This window comes from Streptomyces sp. NPDC104381, from assembly GCF_055583745.1.
The window spans coordinates 628,172-649,441 of the sequence record NZ_JBVJNK010000004.1; the positions used below are offsets into that span (position 1 = coordinate 628,172).

Annotated in this window: 16 protein-coding genes; 13 read left to right on the plus strand and 3 right to left on the minus strand. The window is 71.4% G+C overall.

The genetic code is table 11. The features are described 5' to 3' along the window. The first annotated feature begins 227 nt into the window (after positions 1–227). Positions 228–1,820 carry a phosphoglycerate dehydrogenase gene (gene serA / locus ACZ607_RS16615; RefSeq protein ID WP_469735399.1) on the plus strand — a complete coding sequence of 531 codons (1,593 nt, stop codon included), beginning with the start codon at positions 228–230 and terminating at the stop codon, positions 1,818–1,820. Positions 1,821–1,893: 73 nt separating this feature from the next. On the opposite strand, the gene ACZ607_RS16620 is transcribed toward serA, so the two are convergent. After that, the gene (locus ACZ607_RS16620; RefSeq protein ID WP_469735400.1) at positions 1,894–3,033 is read right to left on the minus strand and encodes a PucR family transcriptional regulator; all 1,140 of its coding nucleotides are present in this window, start codon (positions 3,031–3,033) and stop codon (positions 1,894–1,896) included. 177 nt (positions 3,034–3,210) lie between these two features. Between ACZ607_RS16620 and ACZ607_RS16625 the strand changes: the two genes are divergently transcribed. Together ACZ607_RS16625 and pruA are read left to right on the plus strand one after the other, a co-directional pair. Continuing rightward, complete coding sequence (locus tag ACZ607_RS16625; RefSeq protein WP_469735401.1) at positions 3,211–4,191, plus strand: proline dehydrogenase family protein; 981 nt, start codon at positions 3,211–3,213, stop codon at positions 4,189–4,191. Between the two features lie 54 nt (positions 4,192–4,245). Continuing rightward, positions 4,246–5,877 carry an L-glutamate gamma-semialdehyde dehydrogenase gene (pruA, locus tag ACZ607_RS16630; RefSeq protein WP_469735402.1) on the plus strand — a complete coding sequence of 544 codons (1,632 nt, stop codon included), beginning with the start codon at positions 4,246–4,248 and terminating at the stop codon, positions 5,875–5,877. Between the two features lie 88 nt (positions 5,878–5,965). Here pruA and ACZ607_RS16635 read toward each other — a convergent pair whose 3' ends face one another. After that, entirely contained in the window at positions 5,966–8,287 is a 2,322-nt protein-coding gene (locus ACZ607_RS16635; protein WP_469735403.1) for an exo-beta-d-1,3/1,6-glucosidase, read from the minus strand. Between the two features lie 136 nt (positions 8,288–8,423). On the opposite strand from ACZ607_RS16635, the gene ACZ607_RS16640 reads away from it, so the two are divergent. The 9 genes from ACZ607_RS16640 to cimA all read left to right on the plus strand — a co-directional run bounded on the left by ACZ607_RS16640 (position 8,424) and on the right by cimA (position 18,066). Beyond that, positions 8,424–9,023 carry a TetR/AcrR family transcriptional regulator gene (locus tag ACZ607_RS16640; RefSeq protein ID WP_469735404.1) on the plus strand — a complete coding sequence of 200 codons (600 nt, stop codon included), beginning with the start codon at positions 8,424–8,426 and terminating at the stop codon, positions 9,021–9,023. Positions 9,024–9,293: 270 nt separating this feature from the next. Beyond that, positions 9,294–9,419 carry a hypothetical protein gene (locus tag ACZ607_RS16645; RefSeq protein WP_099174318.1) on the plus strand — a complete coding sequence of 42 codons (126 nt, stop codon included), beginning with the start codon at positions 9,294–9,296 and terminating at the stop codon, positions 9,417–9,419. 90 nt (positions 9,420–9,509) lie between these two features. Beyond that, positions 9,510–10,553, plus strand: a complete 1,044-nt coding sequence (locus ACZ607_RS16650; protein ID WP_469735405.1) for a 3-isopropylmalate dehydrogenase — start codon at positions 9,510–9,512, stop codon at positions 10,551–10,553. A gap of 291 nt (positions 10,554–10,844) precedes the next feature. Beyond that, complete coding sequence (locus tag ACZ607_RS16655) at positions 10,845–11,948, plus strand: branched-chain amino acid aminotransferase (protein WP_469735406.1); 1,104 nt, start codon at positions 10,845–10,847, stop codon at positions 11,946–11,948. A 190-nt stretch (positions 11,949–12,138) separates the two neighbouring features. Beyond that, positions 12,139–12,828 carry an urease subunit gamma gene (gene ureA, locus ACZ607_RS16660; RefSeq protein WP_469735407.1) on the plus strand — a complete coding sequence of 230 codons (690 nt, stop codon included), beginning with the start codon at positions 12,139–12,141 and terminating at the stop codon, positions 12,826–12,828. Beyond that, the gene (locus tag ACZ607_RS16665) at positions 12,828–14,510 is read left to right on the plus strand and encodes an urease subunit alpha (RefSeq protein ID WP_469735408.1); all 1,683 of its coding nucleotides are present in this window, start codon (positions 12,828–12,830) and stop codon (positions 14,508–14,510) included. Before ureA ends, ACZ607_RS16665 begins: the two co-directional genes overlap by 1 nt. 8 nt (positions 14,511–14,518) lie before the next feature. Next, positions 14,519–15,535 (plus strand): agmatine deiminase family protein, encoded by a 1,017-nt coding sequence (locus ACZ607_RS16670; RefSeq protein WP_469735409.1) that lies wholly within the window; start codon positions 14,519–14,521, stop codon positions 15,533–15,535. A 3-nt stretch (positions 15,536–15,538) separates the two neighbouring features. Next, complete coding sequence (locus tag ACZ607_RS16675; protein ID WP_469735410.1) at positions 15,539–16,180, plus strand: TetR/AcrR family transcriptional regulator; 642 nt, start codon at positions 15,539–15,541, stop codon at positions 16,178–16,180. A 278-nt stretch (positions 16,181–16,458) separates the two neighbouring features. Beyond that, complete coding sequence (cimA, locus tag ACZ607_RS16680; protein WP_469735411.1) at positions 16,459–18,066, plus strand: citramalate synthase; 1,608 nt, start codon at positions 16,459–16,461, stop codon at positions 18,064–18,066. A 60-nt stretch (positions 18,067–18,126) separates the two neighbouring features. On the opposite strand, the gene ACZ607_RS16685 is transcribed toward cimA, so the two are convergent. Continuing rightward, positions 18,127–19,995 carry a ricin-type beta-trefoil lectin domain protein gene (locus ACZ607_RS16685; protein WP_469735412.1) on the minus strand — a complete coding sequence of 623 codons (1,869 nt, stop codon included), beginning with the start codon at positions 19,993–19,995 and terminating at the stop codon, positions 18,127–18,129. A gap of 277 nt (positions 19,996–20,272) precedes the next feature. Between ACZ607_RS16685 and ACZ607_RS16690 the strand changes: the two genes are divergently transcribed. Then, a complete protein-coding gene (locus ACZ607_RS16690; RefSeq protein WP_469735413.1) occupies positions 20,273–21,247 on the plus strand; it encodes a LacI family DNA-binding transcriptional regulator in 975 nt (324 codons plus the stop codon). The last annotated feature ends 23 nt before the right edge of the window (positions 21,248–21,270 follow it).

Consider the following 21,270-nt stretch of genomic DNA (forward strand, 5'->3'; position numbering starts at 1 on the left):
GGGAGAGGCGGGGTGGCAGGAGGCGGCGCGTACGTCCGTACAGGCCGTCCACCCCGTGCGGGTGATCCTTCCACCGGGGCGCAGTATGTGCCCGGCCGCATGACTACACTCTCACCAACACATACACGCGTCAGGGCCCACAGTGTCGTGCGTCTTCCACGCGGCTAGCCCCTCCACCGCCTGCGGCCGTCGGGACGGCCGTCCGCACTGGACTTGTGAGGACACACGTGAGCTCGAAACCTGTCGTACTCATCGCCGAAGAGCTGTCGCCCGCCACGGTCGACGCCCTGGGTCCGGATTTCGAGATCCGGCACTGCAACGGCGCGGACCGCGCCGAACTCCTCCCCGCGATCGCCGACGTCGACGCGATCCTGGTGCGCTCCGCCACCAAGGTCGACGCCGAGGCCATCGCCGCCGCGAAGCAGCTCAAGGTCGTCGCCCGCGCGGGTGTCGGTCTGGACAACGTCGACGTCTCCTCGGCCACCAAGGCCGGCGTGATGGTCGTCAACGCGCCGACGTCCAACATCGTCACCGCCGCCGAGCTCGCCTGCGGTCTGCTCGTGGCCACCGCGCGCAACATCCCGCAGGCCAACACCGCCCTGAAGAACGGCGAGTGGAAGCGGTCCAAGTACACGGGCGTCGAGCTCAGCGAGAAGACCCTCGGCGTCGTCGGCCTCGGCCGGATCGGCGTCCTGGTCGCCCAGCGCATGTCGGCCTTCGGCATGAAGATCGTCGCGTACGACCCCTATGTGCAGCCCGCCCGCGCGGCGCAGATGGGCGTCAAGCTCCTCACGCTGGACGAGCTGCTCGAGGTCTCCGACTTCATCACGGTGCACCTCCCCAAGACCCCCGAGACGCTCGGCCTGATCGGCGACGACGCGCTGCACAAGGTGAAGCCCTCCGTGCGCATCGTCAACGCCGCGCGCGGCGGCATCGTCGACGAGGAGGCGCTCGCCTCCGCCCTCAAGGAGGGCCGGGTCGCCGGCGCCGGTCTGGACGTGTACACCAAGGAGCCCTGCACGGACTCCCCGCTGTTCCAGTTCGACCAGGTCGTCTGCACCCCGCACCTCGGCGCCTCCACCGACGAGGCGCAGGAGAAGGCGGGCATCGCCGTCGCCAAGTCCGTCCGCCTGGCGCTGGCCGGTGAGCTCGTGCCGGACGCGGTCAACGTCCAGGGCGGGGTCATCGCCGAGGACGTGCGCCCCGGCCTCCCGCTCGCCGAGAAGCTCGGCCGGATCTTCACCGCGCTCGCGGGCGAGGTCGCGGCCCGCCTCGACGTCGAGGTGTACGGCGAGATCACCCAGCACGACGTGAAGGTGCTCGAACTCTCCGCGCTCAAGGGCGTCTTCGAGGACGTCGTCGACGAGACCGTCAGCTACGTCAACGCCCCGCTGTTCGCGCAGGAGCGCGGTGTCGAGGTCCGCCTCACCACCAGCTCCGAGTCGCCGGACCACCGCAATGTGGTGACCGTCCGCGGCACCCTGTCGAGCGGCGAGGAGGTCGCGGTCTCCGGCACGCTGGCCGGCCCCAAGCACCTCCGGAAGATCGTCGCCATCGGCGAGCACGACGTCGACCTGGCGCTCGCCGACCACATGGTCGTCCTGCGTTACGAGGACCGTCCCGGCGTCGTCGGCGCGGTCGGCAAGATCCTCGGCGAGGCCGGGCTGAACATCGCCGGCATGCAGGTCTCGCGGCAGGACGCGGGCGGTGAGGCGCTGGTCGTCCTCACCGTCGACGACACCATCCCGCAGTCGGTCCTCAACGAGATCGCGGACGAGATCGGCGCCACGTCGGCCCGCTCGGTGAACCTCACCGACTGACCGGACTCCGTCCACACGACCGCGCCCGGCGGACAGAGCGAGACCTGTCCGCCGGGCGCGGTCGTACGTGCCCTCAGAGGCGGGCCCGCTTCAGCGCCATGTGCAGCAGCAGCCGGTCCTCGCCGTCGTTCAGGTCGAGGCCGGTGAGCTGCTGGACCCGGGCGAGCCGGTAGTAGAGCGTCTGGCGGTGGATCCCCAGCTCCGTGGCCGTCCGGCTCGCCTGGCCCGCGCAGTCCAGGAACACCTCGGCGGTACGGGCCAGTTCGGCGTGGGGCGGCGCGAGCAGCGGACGGACCGCCGGGTCCGGCACGAGGTCCGGGGTGCGGGGGAGGGCGGCCAGCAGGCGGTACGGGCCGATGGCCGACCAGTCGGCGACCGGGCCGAAGCGGGCCTCCGCCGAGGCGGCGCGGGCGGCGGACAGCGCCTCGTGCCAGGAGTCGGCCAGCTCCGCCAGGCCACGGCGGGCGGCGGCGAGGCCCCCGGTCGCTCCGGGCCCGGCGGCGGTGCGCAGCCGCTCCGCGGCCGTCGTCGCCGGGTCGCGCGCCTCGGCGGAACGCAGCCGGACCAGGGCGGCCAGGGCCTGACCGCCGGCCCAGGGCACCGTGGCGAGGGCCGCCGCCGACGGCACCGTACGCACGGCAGGGGTTCCGCCCGGCCACGGGGTCACGCACACCACCGTGTGCAGCCCGTCCGCGTCGGCGCCCAGGGCTTCGTGCAGCGCGGCCACCGCCATGTCGCGCTGCCAGCCGCGCCCCGCGACGAGCACCGCCCCGAACTCCCGCGACAGGTCCGCGCCGGCCCGCTCCTCGTCGGCGAGCAGCGCGCCGATCCGGGCCGCCACGTCCATCGCCGCGGCCAGCTGCCCGTCGGTCGGCCCCGGGTCCGCGTCCAGCAGCCAGACGTACCCCAGGACGACACCCCGATGGCGTACCGGAAGGCAGATGCGGTCCAGGAACACCCCGGCCTCCGGGGCCGCCGGGATGCGGACCGGGCCCGTCGCCCGGGTGATGCCGAAGCCCTCGAACCAGGCGCGGACCGCCGGGGTGGAGCGCCGGGTGAGGATCGAGCGCGTACGGACGGGGTCCATGGCGGTGTCGTCGTCGCTGTCGTGCGCCCCGAAGGCGACCAGGCCGAAATCGCGGTTCTCCAGGGTCGCGGGGGCGCTGAGCAGCGCGGAGATCTCGTCGACCAGCTCCTGGTAATCGCCCTTCACCCCGCCATTCTCGCACCCCTTCAGACATATGTCTGAGATCCAGTACACGGATGCGTGACAGCTGTCGATGGCAGGCGGGTACACGGGTCCCTAGATTTCACAGTGGTTCTCCGTGCCGTCCCGGTCCGTTCACATCCGTACCGTTCCGGCCTCGTTCGTACTCCGTGGAGGTGCCCCGTGCTGGGTCCCGTGATTCTCGCCGCGTCACGCAGCGACAAGATGCGTCGTTTCATCTCGGCCGCGCCCGGCACCAAGCAGGTCGTCGACCGCTTCATCGCCGGTGAGGGCGTCGACCAGGTCGTCCCCGTCATCCAGGACGCGGCCGCCAAGGGCCTGGAGGTCACCCTCGACGTCGTGGGCGAGGACATCACCACCCCGGAGCAGGCCGCCGCCGCGCGCGACGCCTATCTGGAGCTCATCGGCCGCCTGAAGGAGCTCGGGCTCGGCGCCCGCGCCGAGATGTCCGTCAAGCTCTCGATGTTCGGCCAGTCCCTCCCGTCGCCCGCCACCGCCCTCGACGGAGAGCCCTCCGGGCCCGCCCCCGAATTCCCGGGCGGCCATGAGCTGGCCCTCGCCAACGTGCGCCCCGTCGTCGAGGCCGCCGCCGCGATCGGCACCACGGTCACCCTGGACGCCGAGGACCACACCACCCTCGACTCGATGTTCGCCATCCACGAGGAGCTGCGGAAGGACTTCCCGCAGACCGGCTGCGTGATCCAGTCCTACCTCTTCCGCACCGAGGCCGACGCCCGCCGCCTCGCCGCCGCCGGCAGCCGGGTCCGCCTGGTGAAGGGCGCCTACAAGGAGCCCGCCTCCGTCGCGTACCAGAGCAAGCCGGAGATCGACAAGGCGTACGTCCGCATCCTGAAGACGCTGATGCTGGGCGAGGGCTACCCGATGATCGGCTCCCACGACCCCCGTCTCATCGCCATCGGCCAGGAGCTCGCACGCCAGGCCGGGCGCAAACTGGACGAGTACGAGTTCCAGATGCTGTACGGCATCCGCAGCGAGGAGCACGTCCGGCTCGCGGCCGAGGGCCACCGGATGCGCGTCTACACGGCGTACGGCACCGACTGGTACGGATATTTCATGCGCCGCCTCGCGGAGAAGCCGGCCAACCTGCTGTTCTTCGGCCGCTCGATCCTCACCAAGGGCTGAGCGGCCCCCGGGCCGACCCACACCCCCCGCCGACATCAAGGAGACAAGGCACTCATGGACGCCGTCACCCAGGTCCCCGCGCCGGTCAACGAGCCGGTCCACTCCTACGCCCCCGGTTCCGCCGAGCGGGCCCGCCTGGAGGCGAAGCTCAAGGAGCTCGCCGAGAACCCGATCGACCTGCCGATGACCATCGGCGGCGAGAAGCGCATGGGCGGCGGCGAGCGCGTCGACGTCGTGCAGCCGCACAACCACAAGGCCGTCATCGGCACCTTCGCCGGTGCCACCGAGCAGGACGCCCAGGACGCCGTGGACGCGGCCCTGGCCGCCGCTCCGGCCTGGCGCGCCATGTCCTTCGACGACCGCGCGGCGATCATCCTGCGCGCGGCCGAGCTGCTGTCCGGCCCCTGGCGCGAGACGCTGGCCGCCTCCACGATGCTCGGCCAGGGCAAGACCGCCCAGCAGGCCGAGATCGACTGTCCCTGCGAGCTCGTCGACTTCTGGCGCTTCAACGTGCACTACGCGCGCCAGATCCTCGCCGAGCAGCCCCCGGCGAACTCGCCCGGCGTGTGGAACCGCATGGACCACCGCCCGCTGGAGGGCTTCGTCTACGCGATCACGCCGTTCAACTTCTCGGCCATCGCCGCCAACCTGCCCACCGCGCCGGCCCTCATGGGCAACGTCGTGGTGTGGAAGCCGTCCCCCACGCAGACCCACGCCGCCGTGCTGCTCATGCAGCTCCTGGAGGAGGCCGGGCTGCCCAAGGGCGTCATCAACCTGGTCACCGGCGACGGCATCGCCGTCTCCGAGGTCGCGCTGAACCACCGCGACCTGGCCGGTGTCCACTTCACCGGCTCGACCCCCACCTTCCAGCACCTGTGGAAGACGGTCGGCAACAACATCGCCAACTACCGCACCTACCCGCGGCTCGTCGGCGAGACCGGCGGCAAGGACTTCGTCGTCGCGCACCCGAGCGCCGACCGCGCCGTGCTGAAGACCGCGCTGACCCGTGGCTCCTTCGAGTACCAGGGCCAGAAGTGCTCCGCGTCCTCCCGTGCGTACGTCCCGGCCTCCATCTGGAACTCCGGTTTCAAGGAGGAGTTCGCGGCCGAGGTCGACTCCATCACCATGGGTGACGTCACCGACCTGTCGCACTTCATGGGCGCCGTCATCGACGCGCGTTCCTTCGCGAAGAACAAGGCCGCGATCGACCGCGCCGCGGCCGACCCGACGTGCACGATCGTCGCGGGCGGCACGTACGACGACTCCGTCGGCTACTTCGTCCGCCCGACGGTCATCGTCTGCGACGACCCGGCCAACGAGGTCTTCACCACCGAGTACTTCGGCCCGATCCTCGCCGTGCACGTCTACGAGGACGAGAAGTACGACGCCATGCTGGAGCAGATGGAGTCGGTCTCCGACTACGCGCTGACCGGCGCCGTCATCTCCAACGACCGCGCGGCCGCCGCGTACACGATGGAGAAGCTCCGCTACGCCGCGGGCAACTTCTACATCAACGACAAGTCGACCGGTGCCGTCGTCGGCCAGCAGCCCTTCGGCGGCGGCCGGGGCTCCGGCACCAACGACAAGGCGGGCGCCCCGCAGAACCTGCAGCGCTGGACGCTGACCCGCGCCATCAAGGAGACGCTGGTCCCGCCGACCGAGTACACCTACCCCCACCAGGGCTGATCCCCGGCAGGGCCGACGCCCCCAGAACTCCGCCTCCCGACCGGCTCCCCCCGCCGGCCGGGAGGCGGTTTCCATGTCCGGGCCGGTCTCAGCCCTTCACGGTGAACCCTGCGCGCAGCAGGACGTCGTCGCTGGAGGACGGGCCGACCAGCAGCTCGAAGGCGCCCGGCTCGACGACCCGCCGGCCCGCCGCGTCCACGAGGGTGCACTCCGCGACCGGCAGCTCCAGCAGGACCTCGCGCTCCTCACCCGGGGCGAGCGTCAGCTGCCGGTAGGTCTTGAGCTCCTTCTCGGCCCAGGTCACCGACGTCACGGTGTCGCTGACGTACACCTGCACGGTCTCCACGGCCGGGCGTTCACCCGTGTTGTGGACGGTCACGCGCGCCCGCACCGTGTCGTCCACCCCGACGTCCGCCGTGAGCACCTCCAGACCGGAGTAGGCGACGGTCGTGTAGCTGAGGCCCTCGCCGAAGACGAACGCCGGACGCTGGGTGAGGTCGGCGTACCGGGAGCCGTGCTGGCCCCGGATCTGGTTGTAGTACGTCGGCTGCTGGCCCGCGTGCCGGGCGAAGGAGAGGGGCAGCCGGCCCGTTGGCTCGACGAGCCCCAGCAGGACCTCCGCCACCGCGCGGCCGCCCTGCATGCCCGGGTTGAACGCGTGCAGGATCGCGGCGGCGCCGAGGGCGGAGGGCGGGAGCACCAGCGGCTTCGAGCTGATGACCACGACGACCAGCGGCTTGCCGGTCGCGGCCAGCGCGTCGAGCAGCGCGACCTGGTCACCGACGAGATCCAGGGTGGCGGTGGACTTGCCCTCGCCGACCAGCTCGATGCGGTCGCCGACCACGGCGACGACGTAATCGGCGGCCTCGGCGGCGGCGACCGCCTCGCCGATCAGTGCGGCGTCCGGTTCGGCGGGGATGACCACCTCGGGGCGGGGCTGGCCGTCGGGGAAGAACTGCCCCTCCGGGTCCGCGCCGACATGGAGGATCCTGGCGCCCGGCGCGTACGAGACGGTCCAGTCGGCGGGCGCGTGCGCGCGGAAGCCGTCGAGGACGGTACGGATCATGGCGCGCGGCTGGCCGTCCGGGAGCCAGTCCACCTGGCCCGACGAGCCCGCCCAGTCGCCCAGTTGGGTCTGCGCGTCGTCCGCGTTCGGTCCGATCACCGCGACCGTACGGGGACCGGGGGCACCGGTGGCCCGGCCGTCGTCGCCCGCCGTCGCCCCGCCGGCCAGCGGCAGCGTGCCGTCGTTGGTCAGCAGCACCAGCGAGCGCCTGGCCGCCTCCAGATTCAGTGCGGCGTGGGCGTCGCTGCCGATGAGTTCGGTCTGGCGGGCGGCGTCGGGGCGGCGCGGGTTCTCGAACAGGCCGAGCTCGAACTTGAGCGTCAGGACGCGGCGTACGGCCGCGTCGATCTCGGTCTCGTCCAGCGTGCCGTTGCCGACGGCTTCGAGGGCGCCCTCGAAGAACCCCTCGGTCGCCATCACCATGTCGTTGCCCGCGCGGACCGCCGCCGCGGCGGCCTGCGCGTAGTCGGCGTACACCTTCTGCTCCCACACCATGCGGCCGACGTTGTCCCAGTCGGTCACCAGCGTGCCGGTGTAGCCCCACTCCTCGCGCAGCACCTCGTTGAGCAGCCAGTCGTTCACCGTGATCGGCACGCCGTCCATGGACTGGTAGCCGAGCATGAACGTCCGGCAGCCCTCCCGGGCGACCCGCTCGAACGGCGGCAGGAACCAGGACCGCAGCTTGCGCCGCGAGATGTCCGCCTCGCTGGCGTCGCGGCCGCCCTGCGTCTCGGAGTACCCCGCGAAGTGCTTGGCCGAGGCCAGGATCGCGGTCGGGTCGGCCAGGCCGTCGCCCTGGTAGCCGCGCACCATCGCCGACGCCAGCTCCCCGATCAGGTGGGGGTCCTCGCCGAACGTCTCGCTGACCCTGCCCCACCGCAGGTCCCGGGTGATGCAGAGCACCGGGGAGAACGTCCAGTGCACGCCGGTCGCGGCCACCTCCACCGCCGTGGCCCGCGCGATCCGTTCCACCAGCCCGGCGTCCCAGGTGGCGGCCATGCCGAGCTGGGTGGGGTAGATCGTGGCGCCCTCCCAGAAGGAGTGGCCGTGGATGCAGTCCTCCGCGACCAGCAGGGGGATGCCCAGCCGTGACCGGTCGGTCAGCTCCGCGGCCTCCAGGACCCGCTCCGGCGAGGTGTGCAGGATCGACCCCACGTGCAGGTCCTCGACGAAGTGCCGCACCCCTTCCTTGGCGTTCAGCTGGAGCATCTGGCCGACCTTCTCGGGCAGCGTCATGCGCCCGAGCAGATCGGCGACCCGCTCAGCCACGGGGAGCGCGGGGTCGAGATAGGGCAGGGAGGGGGCCACGGGGGGTCCTTTCGCGACACGGTTCCCTCTCACCATAGAGTTAATACCGACCACCTGGTAAGTATCTCCGGCGGTCGAATCTCCGGGGGCCGATCCTCCGGAGGGCTCAACGGGAGACCGACGCACCGAAAGGGCCGGCCTGGGCGAGGCCGGCGGACCGGGAGAGTGGCGAGTGACGGCCGAAGCGCGGCGCGGCTACGCGAAGGGCCGTGCGAAGCGGCGCGAGATCCTCGACCAGGCCATGTCCCTGTTCGGTGAGGCGGGCTACCGGGGCGCGTCGCTACGGGTGATCGCAACCCGCTGCGGCATCTCCCACACCGGTCTGCTGCACCACTTCCCGACCAAGGAGGCGCTGCTGCTCGCCGTGCTGGAGCACCGCGACGACGTGGACGACGAATGGCTCTCGCTCGGCGGCACCACGGGCGTCGGACGGCTGCGGCGGTTCGCGGAGCTCGCGGAGCTCAACTCCTCGCGGCGCGGGATCGTCGAGCTGTTCTCGGTGGTCTCCGCCGAGGCGACGGCGGCCGACCACCCCGCCCACGCCTACTTCGTACGCCGCTACGAGAACTCCGTGGCGGGAGCGCAGCTCGCCTACGAACAGGCGCGCCTGGAAGGGGCGCTGCGGACCGGTGTGGCCCCCGCCGCCGCGGGCCGGCAGCTGATCGCCCTGATGGACGGGCTCCAGGTGCAGTGGCTGCTCAGCGACTGCGCCACGGACATGGCCGGCGTGCTGCGCGCCCATGTCGAGGCGCAGCTCACCGTGGAGTTCTGAGGCCGGGCGGAGGGGTCCGTGAACTCCGCCGTCTCAGATAGTAGGAAGTCCGAGTATCTGTAGAGACAGATGGCCCGAGCTGTCCTAGCTTTGTAGGAGCCGAACGAATCGCTGATCCAGCGACCGGCGTGCGTGAGTGTGCCCCGAGCAGGCAACCCCTGCGGCATCCGCTCCCCGCCCCTTCCGGCGCCTCGAAATCCCCCGATCTCGATATCCGTTGCGCGAAATCCCGATCTCGAAATCCACGCGATCTCAAGGAGTCGATCCCCCATGGCCGAGACCACCGTCCGTCGCGTCCGCCACACCTCCCGCTCCGAGTCGGAGCGCAAGAACGCCGCCGCGGCCCTGCAGCGGGCCCTCGACCGCCGGGACAACGGCGGTTCGACGGGCCACTGAGGCCGCGCTCCCGCCCCATGGCGCCCGCCCGCGTTGTCCGCATCGTGGACGTCGAATGTCATGGGGTGGGACGGAAGCTAGGGTGCCTGTATGTCTCGCAGCATCGATCTCGCAGTGATCCCCGGCGACGGTATCGGCCAGGAGGTCGTCACCCAGGGCCTCAAGGTTCTCAACGCTGTTCTCCCGCAGGATGTGAAGCTGGAGACCAAGGAGTACGACCTCGGCGCCCAGCGATGGCACCGCACCGGTGAGACCCTCCCCGACGCGGAGCTTGAGGCCCTCAAGGGCCACGACGCCATCCTGCTCGGCGCCATCGGCGACCCGTCCGTGCCGTCGGGCGTGCTGGAGCGGGGGCTGCTGCTGAAGCTGCGCTTCGCCTTCGACCACTTCATCAACCTGCGGCCGTCGAAGCTCTTCCCGAACACCGCGACGCCGCTGGCCGGCCGCCCCGAGATCGACTTCGTCGTCGTCCGCGAGGGCACCGAGGGCCCCTACACGGGCAACGGCGGTTCCCTGCGCACGGGCACCGAGCACGAGGTCGCCACCGAGGTCAGCGTCAACACCGCCTACGGCGTCGAGCGTGTCGTGCGGGACGCCTTCGCGCGTGCCGCCGCCCGCCCGCGCAAGAAGCTGACGCTGGTCCACAAGAACAACGTCCTCGTGCACGCCGGCCACCTGTGGAAGAACACCTTCGACAAGGTCGCGGCCGAGTTCCCCGAGGTCACCACCGACTACCTGCACGTCGACGCCGCGACGATCTTCTTCGTCACCCAGCCGGAGCGCTTCGACGTCATCGTCACCGACAACCTCTTCGGCGACATCCTCACCGACCTGGCCGCCGCCGTGACCGGCGGCATCGGCCTGGCCGCGTCCGGCAACATCAACCCGACGGGCGCCTTCCCGTCCATGTTCGAGCCGGTGCACGGCACCGCGCCCGACATCGCGGGCCAGGGCAAGGCCGACCCGACGGCCACGATCCTCTCCGTCGCCCTCCTGCTGCGCCACCTCGGCTACGAGGCCGAGGCCGCGCGCATCGAGGAGGCCGTCTCCGCCGACCTCGCGGAGCGCGACGGGCAGAGCGCACGTACCACCGACGAGATCGGCGACGCGCTCGCGGTACGCGTAGCGAGCTGACCCGACGTCTCCACTTCGAAGCCGCCGGGTCGCAACCGCACCCGGCGGCTTCATCTCGCGGTCCCCGGGTGCCACCATCGACCTCAGGACCGCGTTCGCGTGTCGCGTCAGCGTCCCCGTGAACGACACCGCAATCGCATCATTTCGTGCAGAGCCGCCCCCGGGAGATAATCGAACGCGGGACCGCGGCTCGCGGTAGAGCTCGGACGTCCTACAACCCGCCCGGACCCCGGGCGGGAGCGGGCGTGAGCGCGGTCCATCACACACAAGACCGGTGAAGGACACGCACTCATGACGACGCCCACGATCGAGCTCAAGCCCTCCTCGAACCCGCTGTCCGACGCGGAGCGCGAGGCGATCCTGGCCAGCCCCGGCTTCGGCCGCTACTTCACCGATCACATGGTGACCATCCGCTGGACCGAGGGCCGCGGCTGGCACGACGCCCAGCTCGTGCCGTACGGGCCGCTGTCCATGGACCCGGCCAACATGACGCTGCACTACGCGCAGGAGATCTTCGAGGGGCTCAAGGCCTACCGGCAGCCCGACGGCACGGTCGCCACCTTCCGCCCCGAGGCCAACGCCGCCCGCTTCCAGCGCTCCGCCGCCCGGCTCGCGATGCCGGAGCTGCCCGTCGAGACCTTCATCGAGGCCTGTGACGCCCTGGTCCAGCAGGACCAGGCCTGGGTCCCGGCGCACGGCGGCGAGGAGTCCCTCTACCTGCGCCCCTTCATGATCGCCGCCGAGGTGGGCCTCGGTGTCCGGCCGGCCAACGAGTACCTCTTCCTCGTCATCGCCTCGCCCGCCGGCGCCTACTTCCCCGGCGGTGTGAAGCCGGTCTCGATCTGGCTCTCCCAGGACCGGGTGCGCGCCGTCCCCGGCGGCATGGGCGACGCCAAGACCGGCGGCAACTACGCCGCCTCCCTCCTCGCCCAGGCCGAGGCCGCCGCCCGCGGCTGCGACCAGGTCGCCTACCTCGACGCCGTCGAGCACAAGTGGGTCGAGGAGCTCGGCGGGATGAACCTCTACTTCGTCTACGGGCAGGAGGACGGCAGCAGGAAGATCGTCACGCCGACCCTCACCGGCTCGCTGCTCGCCGGGGTCACCCGTGACTCCCTCCTCACCGTCGCCCGCGACCTCGGCTACGCCTCCGAGGAGGGCCGCGTCTCCATCGACCAGTGGCGCGCCGACACCGAGAACGGCACCCTCACCGAGGTCTTCGCCTGCGGCACCGCCGCCGTCATCACGCCCGTCGGCACCGTGAAGTCCGCGGCCGGCGAGTGGACCCAGGGCGACGGCACCCCGGGCGAGGTCACCCTCAAGCTGCGCGAGCGCCTGCTGGACATCCAGCGCGGCGTCGTCGAGGACACCCACGGCTGGATGCACGAGCTCGGCTAGCCACCCCGCCGTACCCACTGAGGCCGCGCCCCGACCAGGGGCGCGGCCTTCGTCGTCCCCGCGTCGCCGCCCCGTGTGTTTTGAGCGTCGCTCAAAACCTGGTTAGAGTGCTGCTCCAACGCTCAACGCTCCAAGGCTCCAGTGCTCCAGTGCTCCAAGGCTCCACCGCTCCGACCAGGAGGTCCGTGACGTGCGACTGACCCCGACCGAACGCGACCGGCTGCTGCTCTTCGGCGCGGCCGAGCTGGCCCGGGCCCGGCGCGCCCGTGGCCTGCGGCTCAACGTCCCCGAGGCGACCGCCCTGATCGCGGACACCGTCTGCGAGGCGGCCAGGGACGGACGCAGGCTGGCCGAGGCGATCGAGGCGGCCCGTGCCGTGCTGGGGCCGGACGACGTGCTGCCGGGCGTGGCCGACGTGGTCACCGAGGTCCAGGTGGAGGCCGTCTTCGACGACGGCTCCCGGCTCGCGGTCGTCAGCGGCCCCCTCGACGGCGGCGGCCTCGGCGACGACGCCCCCGGCGCGCTCCTCCCCGGACCCGCGACGCCGGAACCGGAACCCGCCGTGCGGCTCACCGTCCGTAACACCGCGACGGTCCCGGTCAGCGTGACCTCCCACTTCCACTTCTTCGAGGCCAACCCCCGGCTCGACTTCGACCGCGCGGCGGCGTACGGGATGCGGCTCGGCGTGCCGGCCGGCTCCTCGGTCCGCTTCGGCCCGGGGGAGACCGCCGAGGCGGCGCTCGTCCCCCTCGGCGGCGACCGGGTCGCGATCGGCTTCGCCGGGCTCGTCGACGGACCGCTGGACGCGCCGGGCGCGAAGGAGGAGGCGCTGCGCAGAGCGGCGGCCTGCGGCTACCTCGGAGCGGGGGAGGAGCGCTGATGGACCCGTACGAGTACGCCTCCGTGCACGGCCCGCGCGCCGGGGACCGGGTCAGGCTCGGTGACTCCGGGCTGACCGTCCGCGTGGAGTCCGACTCCCAGCGGCAGGGCGACGAATTCCTCGCCGGCTTCGGCAAGACGGCCCGCGACGGGCTGCACCTCAAGGCCGCCGCCGTCCGGGAGACCTGCGACGTCGTCATCAGCAACGTGCTGGTCATCGACGCGGTGCTGGGCATCCGGAAGGTCTCGATCGGCATCCGGGAGGGCCGGATCGCCGCGATCGGACGGGCCGGCAACCCGGACACCCTCGACGGGGTCGACGTGGTCGTCGGCACCGGCACCACCATCGTCTCCGGCGAGGGCATGATCGCGACGGCCGGAGCCGTCGACCCCCATGTCCACCTGCTCTCCCCGCGCATCATGGAGGCATCCCTGGCCTCCGGGGTCACCACGATCATCGGCCAGGAGTTCGGCCCGGTCTGGGGCGTCGGCGTCAACTCCCCGTGGGCCCTGCGCCACGCCTTCGGCGCCTTCGACGCCTGGCCCGTCAACATAGGCTTCCTGGCCCGCGGTTCGTCCTCCCACGAGGCACCGCTGGTGGAGGCCCTCGCCGAGGGCGGGGCCTGCGGCTTCAAGGTCCACGAGGACATGGGCGCCCACACCCGCGCCCTGGACACCGCCCTGCGGGTCGCCGAGGACCACGACGTCCAGGTGGCCCTGCACAGCGACGGACTGAACGAGTGCCTCTCCGTCGAGGACACCCTGAGCGTGCTCGAAGGCCGTACGATCCACGCCTTCCACATCGAGGGCTGCGGCGGCGGACACGTCCCCAACGTGCTGAAGATGGCCGGGGTCCCGAACGTCATCGGGTCCTCCACCAACCCGACGCTCCCCTTCGGCCGCGACGCGGTCGCCGAGCACTACGGGATGATCGTCTCCGTCCACGACCTCAAGACCGACCTCCCCGGCGACGCCGCCATGGCCCGCGACCGGATCAGGGCGGGCACCATGGGGGCCGAGGACGTCCTGCACGACCTGGGCGCCATCGGCATCACCTCGTCCGACGCGCAGGGCATGGGCCGCGCCGGGGAGACCGTACGCCGCACCTTCGCCATGGCCGCGAAGATGAAGGCCGAGCTCGGCCCCCTGGAGGGCGACGGGCCCGGCGACGACAACGCCCGGGTGCTGCGCTACATCGCCAAGCTCACGGTCAACCCCGCCATCGCCCACGGCATCGCGCACGAGGTCGGCTCCATCGGGCCGGGGAAGCTCGCCGACATCGTCCTGTGGCGCCCGGAGTTCTTCGGCGCGAAGCCCCAGCTGGTCCTGAAGTCCGGCTTCCCCGCGTACGGCGTCACCGGCGACCCCAACGCGGCCACGGACACCTGTGAACCCCTCGTCCTGGGGCCGCAGTTCGGCGCTTACGGTGCGACGGCCGCCGATCTCTCGGTCGCCTTCGTCGCGGAGGCCGCCACCCAGCTGGGCACCGACCTCATGCCCACCCGCCGCCGCCGGGTCGCGGTCCGGGGCACCCGCTCCATCGGACCGGCGGACCTGCTCCTCAACTCCCGTACGGGGACCGTCGGCGTCGACGGCGGGACCGGCCTCGTCACCCTCGACGGCGAGCCCCTGCGCTCCCCGGCCGCCGAGTCCGTTTCCCTCAACCGCCTCTACTTCCTCTAGGACCCGCCATGACCTTCCGCATGCCGCCCGAGTGGGCCCCCCACGAGCGCACCTGGATGGCCTGGCCGGGCCCCAACCCCACCTTCGCCACCCCGGCCGAACTCCACGAGGCACGCCGGGCCTGGGCCGCCGTCGCCCGCGCCGTACGCCGCTTCGAGCCCGTCACCGTGATCACCGGCCCCGGCCAGGAGGACAGCGCCCGGGAGCTCCTCGGACCGGACGTCGAGACCGCCGTACGCCCGCTCGACGACGCCTGGATGCGGGACATCGGCCCCACCTTCGTCACCGACGGCCGGCAACTCGCCGCAGTGGACTGGACGTTCAACGGCTGGGGCGCCCAGGGCTGGGCCCGCTGGGAGCACGACCGGCACATCGCGCGGGGCGTCGCCGAGCTGGCCGGGGTGCCCGTGCACAGCTCGCCCCTGGTCAACGAGGGCGGCGCGATCCATGTGGACGGCGAGGGCACCGTGCTGCTCACCGAGACCGTCCAGCTGGGCAAGGAGCGCAACCCGGGCTGGACCAGGGAGGCCGTCGAGGGCGAGATCCACGCCCGCCTCGGCACCGAGAAGGCGATCTGGCTGCCGCGCGGTCTGTCCGGCGACTACGGGACGTACGGCACCCTCGGCCACGTCGACATCGTCGCCGCGTTCGCCCGCCCCGGCGTCGTCGTCGCCCACGTCCAGCCCGACCCTGCCCACCCGGACCACGGGATCACCCGGGAGACCGTCCGGATCCTGCGCGCCGCCACCGACGCGCGGGGCCGCCCGCTGGAGGTCTTGGAGGTCCCGGCCCCCACCGTGCTCACCGACCCCGACGGCGCCTGGGCCGACTACTCCTACATCAACCACTACCTCTGCAACGACGGCGTGGTCCTCTGCGCCTTCGACGACCCCAGGGACGACGAGGCGGCGGCCGTGTTCCGCGACCTGTTCCCCGGCCGTACGGTGACACCCGTCGACGCCCGTACGATCTTTGCCGGTGGTGGAGGCATCCACTGCATCACGCAGCAACAGCCCAGGATCTGAACCGTGCCCAGTAGCCAGCGCCGTCGCAACATCGCCCCGCCCCGGGAGGACGTGCTCGCCGCCGTCATGGCCACCGTCGCCGAGCGCGGGCTCGACGGGCTGACCATGGCGGGGCTCGGCCGCGAGGTGCGGATGAGCAGCGGCCACCTCCTCTACTACTTCCGGACCAAGGACGAGCTGCTCCTCCAGGCCCTGGAGTGGAGCGAGGAGCGGCTCGGTGCCGAGCGCCGGGCCCTGCTCACCGGCCCCGGCACCGCCCGCGAGCGGCTCGACGCCTACATCGCCCTGTACGTCCCCGACGGCCACCGCGACCCGCACTGGACGCTCTGGCTGGAGGTCTGGAACCGCTCCCGGAGCGCCGACGACGACGCCCGCGCCCGGCAGGCCGCCATCGAGGACGCCTGGCACCGCGACCTCGTGGAGCTGCTGGCCGAAGGCGTCGCGCGCGGCGAGTTCCGCGCCGTCGACACCGGCCGGGCCGCGACCCGCCTGCGGGCCCTGATGGACGGCTTCAGCGTCCATGTCACCGTCGGCATCCCCGGCACCGGACGCGGGCAGGTCCTGGACCAGATGAGCGCGTACGCCGACGAGACGCTCACGCCCGGCGGGGGCACTCCTGCGACGGACATCACGCCCGCATCCTGAGACGGGCCGGGACCGGGGAGCGCCGCTGTGCCAGACTGCGGGCGTGTCCTCGTTCGCCATGATTATCGGCAGCAGGCGCGCCGGTCCGCAGTGACCGTCCCGTATCACCACGTACGGAGCGGACATCGTGCCCCAGACCCGCGCGCAGACCTCTCGCACCCGCGAGGGGTTTTTTCGTTTTCCGGCCCACACCACGGCCGGAACGAGGCACGCGAGATGATGGGGGCAAGTGGAGCCGATTCGTCCGGATCCGCTCACCCGACAGGAGTCAGATCAGCATGACCACCAAGGCCACCGCCCCCGACGACACCTTCCATGTCTTCGACACCACCCTGCGCGACGGTGCGCAGCGTGAAGGCATCAACCTGACGGTCGCGGACAAGCTGACCATTGCCCGGCATCTGGACGACTTCGGCGTGGGCTTCATCGAGGGCGGCTGGCCCGGCGCCAACCCCCGCGACACCGAGTTCTTCGCCCGCGCCAAGCAGGAGATCGACTTCGAGCACGCCCAGCTCGTCGCGTTCGGCGCCACCCGCAGGGCGAACGGCAGCGCCGCCGAGGACCCGCAGGTCCAGGCGCTCCTGGACTCGGGTGCCCCGGTGATCACCCTGGTCGCCAAGTCCCACGACCGCCATGTGGAACTGGCCCTGCGCACCACCCTGGACGAGAACCTGGAGATGGTCCGCGACACGGTCGCCCACCTCCGGGAGCAGGGCCGCCGGGTCTTCGTCGACTGCGAGCACTTCTTCGACGGCTACCGCGCGAATCCGGAGTACGCCAAGGCGGTCGTACGCACCGCCCATGAGGCCGGCGCCGACGTCGTCATCCTCTGCGACACCAACGGCGGGATGCTGCCCGCCCAGGTCCAGGCCGTGGTCTCCACCGTCCTCGCCGACACCGGCGCCCGGCTCGGCATCCACGCCCAGGACGACACGGGCTGCGCCGTCGCCAACACCCTGGCCGCCGTGGACGCGGGCGCCACCCACGTGCAGTGCACCGCCAACGGCTACGGCGAGCGGGTCGGCAACGCCAACCTCTTCCCCGTCGTCGCCGCGCTGGAACTCAAGTACGGCAAGACCGTCCTGCACGAGGGCGCGCTCGCCGAGATGACCCGCATCTCCCACGCCATCGCCGAGGTCGTCAACCTCACGCCCTCCACCCACCAGCCGTACGTCGGTGTCTCCGCCTTCGCGCACAAGGCCGGACTGCACGCCTCCGCGATCAAGGTGGACCCGGACCTCTACCAGCACATCGACCCGGAGCGGGTCGGCAACACCATGCGGATGCTGGTCTCCGACATGGCGGGCCGCGCCTCCATCGAGCTCAAGGGCAAGGAGCTCGGCATCGACCTGGGCGGAGACCGCGCCCTCGTCCAGCGTGTCGTCGAGCGGGTCAAGGAGCGCGAACTCAAGGGCTACACCTACGAGGCCGCCGACGCCTCCTTCGAACTGCTGCTCCGCGCCGAGGTCGACGGCCGCCCCCGCCGTTACTTCCGCGTCGAGTCCTGGCGGGCCATCGTCGAGGACCGCCCCGACGGCACCCACGCCAACGAGGCGACCGTGAAGCTCTGGGCCAAGGGCGAGCGGATCGTCGCCACCGCCGAGGGCAACGGCCCGGTCAACGCCCTGGACCGGGCGCTGCGGGTCGGCCTGGAACGCATCTACCCGCAGCTCGCCAAGCTGGAGCTGATCGACTACAAGGTCCGCATCCTGGAAGGCCGCACCGGCACCGAGTCCACCACCCGGGTGCTGATCACCACGGGCGACGGAACCGGTGACTGGGCGACGGTCGGCGTCGCCGAGAACGTCATCGCCGCGTCCTGGCAGGCCCTGGAGGACGCGTACACGTACGGCCTGCTGCGGGCGGGCATCGAGCCGACGGACTGAGCACCCCCACGGCCGACCCGTCCCCGCCGGGACGGGCCGGCCGTCGCACGGACGGGTCCGCTACTGGAGTCGCCACTTCTGGTTGGCGGCTCCGGTGCACGTCCAGATCTGGACGCGGGCGCCGTTCGCCGTGGACCGGTCCGTCACGTCCAGGCACTTGTCGGCCGCCGTGTTGACGAGGTCGCCCGTCGCGGCGTCGTACCTCCAGCGTTGTGCGCCCGACCCGTTGCAGGTGTACAGCTGGACCTTTGCTCCGTTCGCCGTGGAGCCCCCGGTGACGTCCAGGCAGGCGCCGAGCACCGTGATGCTCCCGTCGCCGCCGATCGTCCAGCGCTGGTTGGCCGCGCCGGTGCAGGACCAGATCTGTACGGGTGTGCCGTCGGCGCCGGTGTTGCCCGTGGCGTCCAGGCAGGTGCCTGCCGCGCCCGCGAGGGCGCCGCTGCTGCCCGTGGAGCCCGACTGGGTTCCCGACCAGGTGAACGTCGCCGAGGTGCGGCCGGGCAGGGAGTAGGTGAACTTCTGCCCGCCCCAGTTGACCGTGACCTGCTGGGCCGACGAGGAGCCGTTGTAGGCGATCAGGGCCTTCGAGCCGTCCGGGTTGCGCCAGGCCACGTTGGGCACGGTGGAGCTGGCCGTGGAGGCGACGCGGGAGGCTCCGGGCCGTACGTACTTCGTGAGGTGGCCCATCGTGTAGTACTCGACCGTGTAGTCGACCTGGCCGTGCCTGCCGTCCCCGTTGTGCACGGTGACCAGCCCGTCGCAGGTGCCGCAACCCCCGTTGTGCGGGCCCCGGTTCTGGTCGACGGCCAGCGACCACTTGGTCACCGACTTCGCCCAGTTGCGCGTGTAGCCGATGATGTCGAGCATGTCCTCGCGCTGCTGGTCGGCGATCCACGTGCCGCCCGAGTGCTCGGTCTGGAAGGCGTCCAGCCCGGGGTACTTGTCGTGCACGGTGGTCTGCTTCGCGATGTCACCGCCGTACCCGTGCCAGGCGATCCCGCCGAAGTTCGGGTGGCTGCGCACCGCCGCGTCGTCGACCGTCGGGGCGGCGTACGCGTCGTAGGTGTCCCAGTTCCAGTCGTGCGCCAGCACCTTGGTGGTGAGGCCGGCGCCCTGGAGCTTCGGCAGCAGCTCGTTCTTGGTGAAGTAGGCGAGGCCCGAGCCGTTCCAGCTCATCGACGGGTAGCCGGAGCAGCAGGTCGGCTCGTTCTGGGCGGTGACGTAGTCGACCGGGACGCCCTGGGCCTTCCACGCCTGGAGGTACTTCACGAAGTAGTTCGCGTAGGCGCCGTAGTTCTCGGCCTTCAGCCAGCCGCCGTTGAGCTGTCCGTTGTCCTTCATCCACGCCGGGGCCGTCCACGGGGAGGCGACCGTGGTGAGCGCCGGGTTGAGCTGCTCGGCCTGCCTGGTGAGCGGCAGCACGTCCTGCAGATCGTGTGCGATCGAGAAGTTGGCAAGATTCGGATCGGTCTGCCCGGCGGGCATGTCGTCGTAGGTGTAGCCGAACCGCGCGAGGTCGGACCCGCCCATCGGATTGCGTACGAACGACAGCCCGATGCCCTCGGTGGGGGAGAAGAGCTTCTTCATCGTCTCGTCGCGGGTCGCCTGGCTCAGCGCCCCGCTGCCCTTCAGCAGCCAGGCCGCCGTGTCCGTGAACGAGGCACCGCCGCCGGTGAAGGTCTGGTAGCGGGTGTTCTCGTCGACGGTGATGTTCGTGCCGGAGCCGCCGTTGCCGGCGCCGAAGGAGGTCGGTGTCTGCGTCTGGAGACCCCGGGTGACATGCCGGCCCCCGGAGTCGTCCGTGGTGGTCAGCACGATGTTCACGGTCTCGCCCGCGGCTTGGGCGGTGCCCGAGGAGAGCCCGGCCAGTCCCGCGGTCGCGAGGGCCGTCGCGACGAGGACTCTTGCCGTTCTGCTGGTCCGGATCATGGCTGCTGCCTTTCTCGGCAGGGTGTGGGGAAGTGCCGTCGAACGAGCCGTGAGTGAACTGCTCTTACGTGCTCACGTCAAGAGGTTCGGTCGTTCAAGAAATGAACGCAAGCCTCACGGGAACTGCTGCGAGCATCGGTACGGACCAATCTCGGTGTGAAGTATTGACGCCTCTGTTCCGGCGGGGTTAACTCCAGCCGCAACGCCGGTACCGGTTCCGGAACCGGTACCGAACCCCGACCCGACCCTCTGTCCCGCCTTGTCCCCGGAGGCCCCGTTGCGTGTCACCATCGCCGATGTCGCCCGCGAGGCCGGCGTCAGCAAGACGACCGTGTCCCGGGTCATCAACCTCAAGGGCGAAGTGGACGGTTCGACGGCGGCCCGCGTTCGTGAAGTGATTGCGGACCTCGGCTACGTACCCAGCTCCGGCGCCGTCGGTCTGGCACGCGGTCGCAGCCGTACGGTCGGGCTGCTGGTGCCCTCGTTCACCTGGCCGTGGATGGGTGAGGTGCTCCAGGGGATCGTCGACACGGTCGAGGCGGCCGACTACGGGCTGCTGCTCTTCACGTGCACCCGGGGAGCGGAGTCCGTCAAGCGCTTCACCACCCAGGTGTCGGCGCGCGCCTTCGACGGGCTCGTCGTCGTCGAACCGGAGAACACCCTCGACCAGCTCACCGAACTGCACCGCTCCGGGCTGCCGATCGTCCTGATCGACGACCGGGGCCACCACCCCGAATTCCCCTCCGTCGTGACCACCAATCACGAGGGAGGCGCGTCCGCCGCCCGCCATCTGCGAGCGGCGGGGCGCACGAGACCCCTGGTCGTCACCGGCCCGCAGCACTTCGGCTGCGTCCGGGACCGGCTCGCGGGCTTCCGTTCGGTCCTCCCCACCGAGCTGGTCGTGGACGGCGACTTCACCGAGCGCCGCGGCCGTCTCGTCGTGGAGGAACTCCTGGCGGCCGGGACGGAGTTCGACTCCGTCTTCGCTCTCAACGACATCAGCGCGGCCGGGGTCCTGCGGGCCCTGAGAGCCGCCGGCCGCCGCGTACCCGACGACATCGCGGTGGTCGGCTTCGACGACATCCCGATGGCCGAACACACCGAACCGCCACTGACCACCGTGCACCAGCCCACGCGTCAGATGGGCGAGGCGGCGGCCCGCCTGCTCCTCTCCCACCTCGGCGGCACCGACGTACCGGACGGACCGGTCGTGCTGCCCACCGAACTGGTCGTGCGCCACTCGGCGCCGTAACGGAACCGGCTCCGCCGGTCACC

What these genes read in the sequence shown, in the direction of transcription:
- ACZ607_RS16635 (WP_469735403.1), bottom strand. Translation starts at nt 8,287, where the DNA reads ATGGTGAGAGGGAACCGTGTCGCGAAAGGACCCCCCGTGGCCCCCTCC.
- ACZ607_RS16665 (WP_469735408.1), top strand. Translation starts at nt 12,828, where the DNA reads ATGGACCCGTACGAGTACGCCTCCGTGCACGGCCCGCGCGCCGGGGAC.
- pruA (WP_469735402.1), top strand. Translation starts at nt 4,246, where the DNA reads ATGGACGCCGTCACCCAGGTCCCCGCGCCGGTCAACGAGCCGGTCCAC.
- ACZ607_RS16650 (WP_469735405.1), top strand. Translation starts at nt 9,510, where the DNA reads ATGTCTCGCAGCATCGATCTCGCAGTGATCCCCGGCGACGGTATCGGC.
- cimA (WP_469735411.1), top strand. Translation starts at nt 16,459, where the DNA reads ATGACCACCAAGGCCACCGCCCCCGACGACACCTTCCATGTCTTCGAC.
- ACZ607_RS16670 (WP_469735409.1), top strand. Translation starts at nt 14,519, where the DNA reads ATGACCTTCCGCATGCCGCCCGAGTGGGCCCCCCACGAGCGCACCTGG.
- ACZ607_RS16655 (WP_469735406.1), top strand. Translation starts at nt 10,845, where the DNA reads ATGACGACGCCCACGATCGAGCTCAAGCCCTCCTCGAACCCGCTGTCC.
- ACZ607_RS16685 (WP_469735412.1), bottom strand. Translation starts at nt 19,995, where the DNA reads ATGATCCGGACCAGCAGAACGGCAAGAGTCCTCGTCGCGACGGCCCTC.
- ACZ607_RS16645 (WP_099174318.1), top strand. Translation starts at nt 9,294, where the DNA reads ATGGCCGAGACCACCGTCCGTCGCGTCCGCCACACCTCCCGCTCCGAG.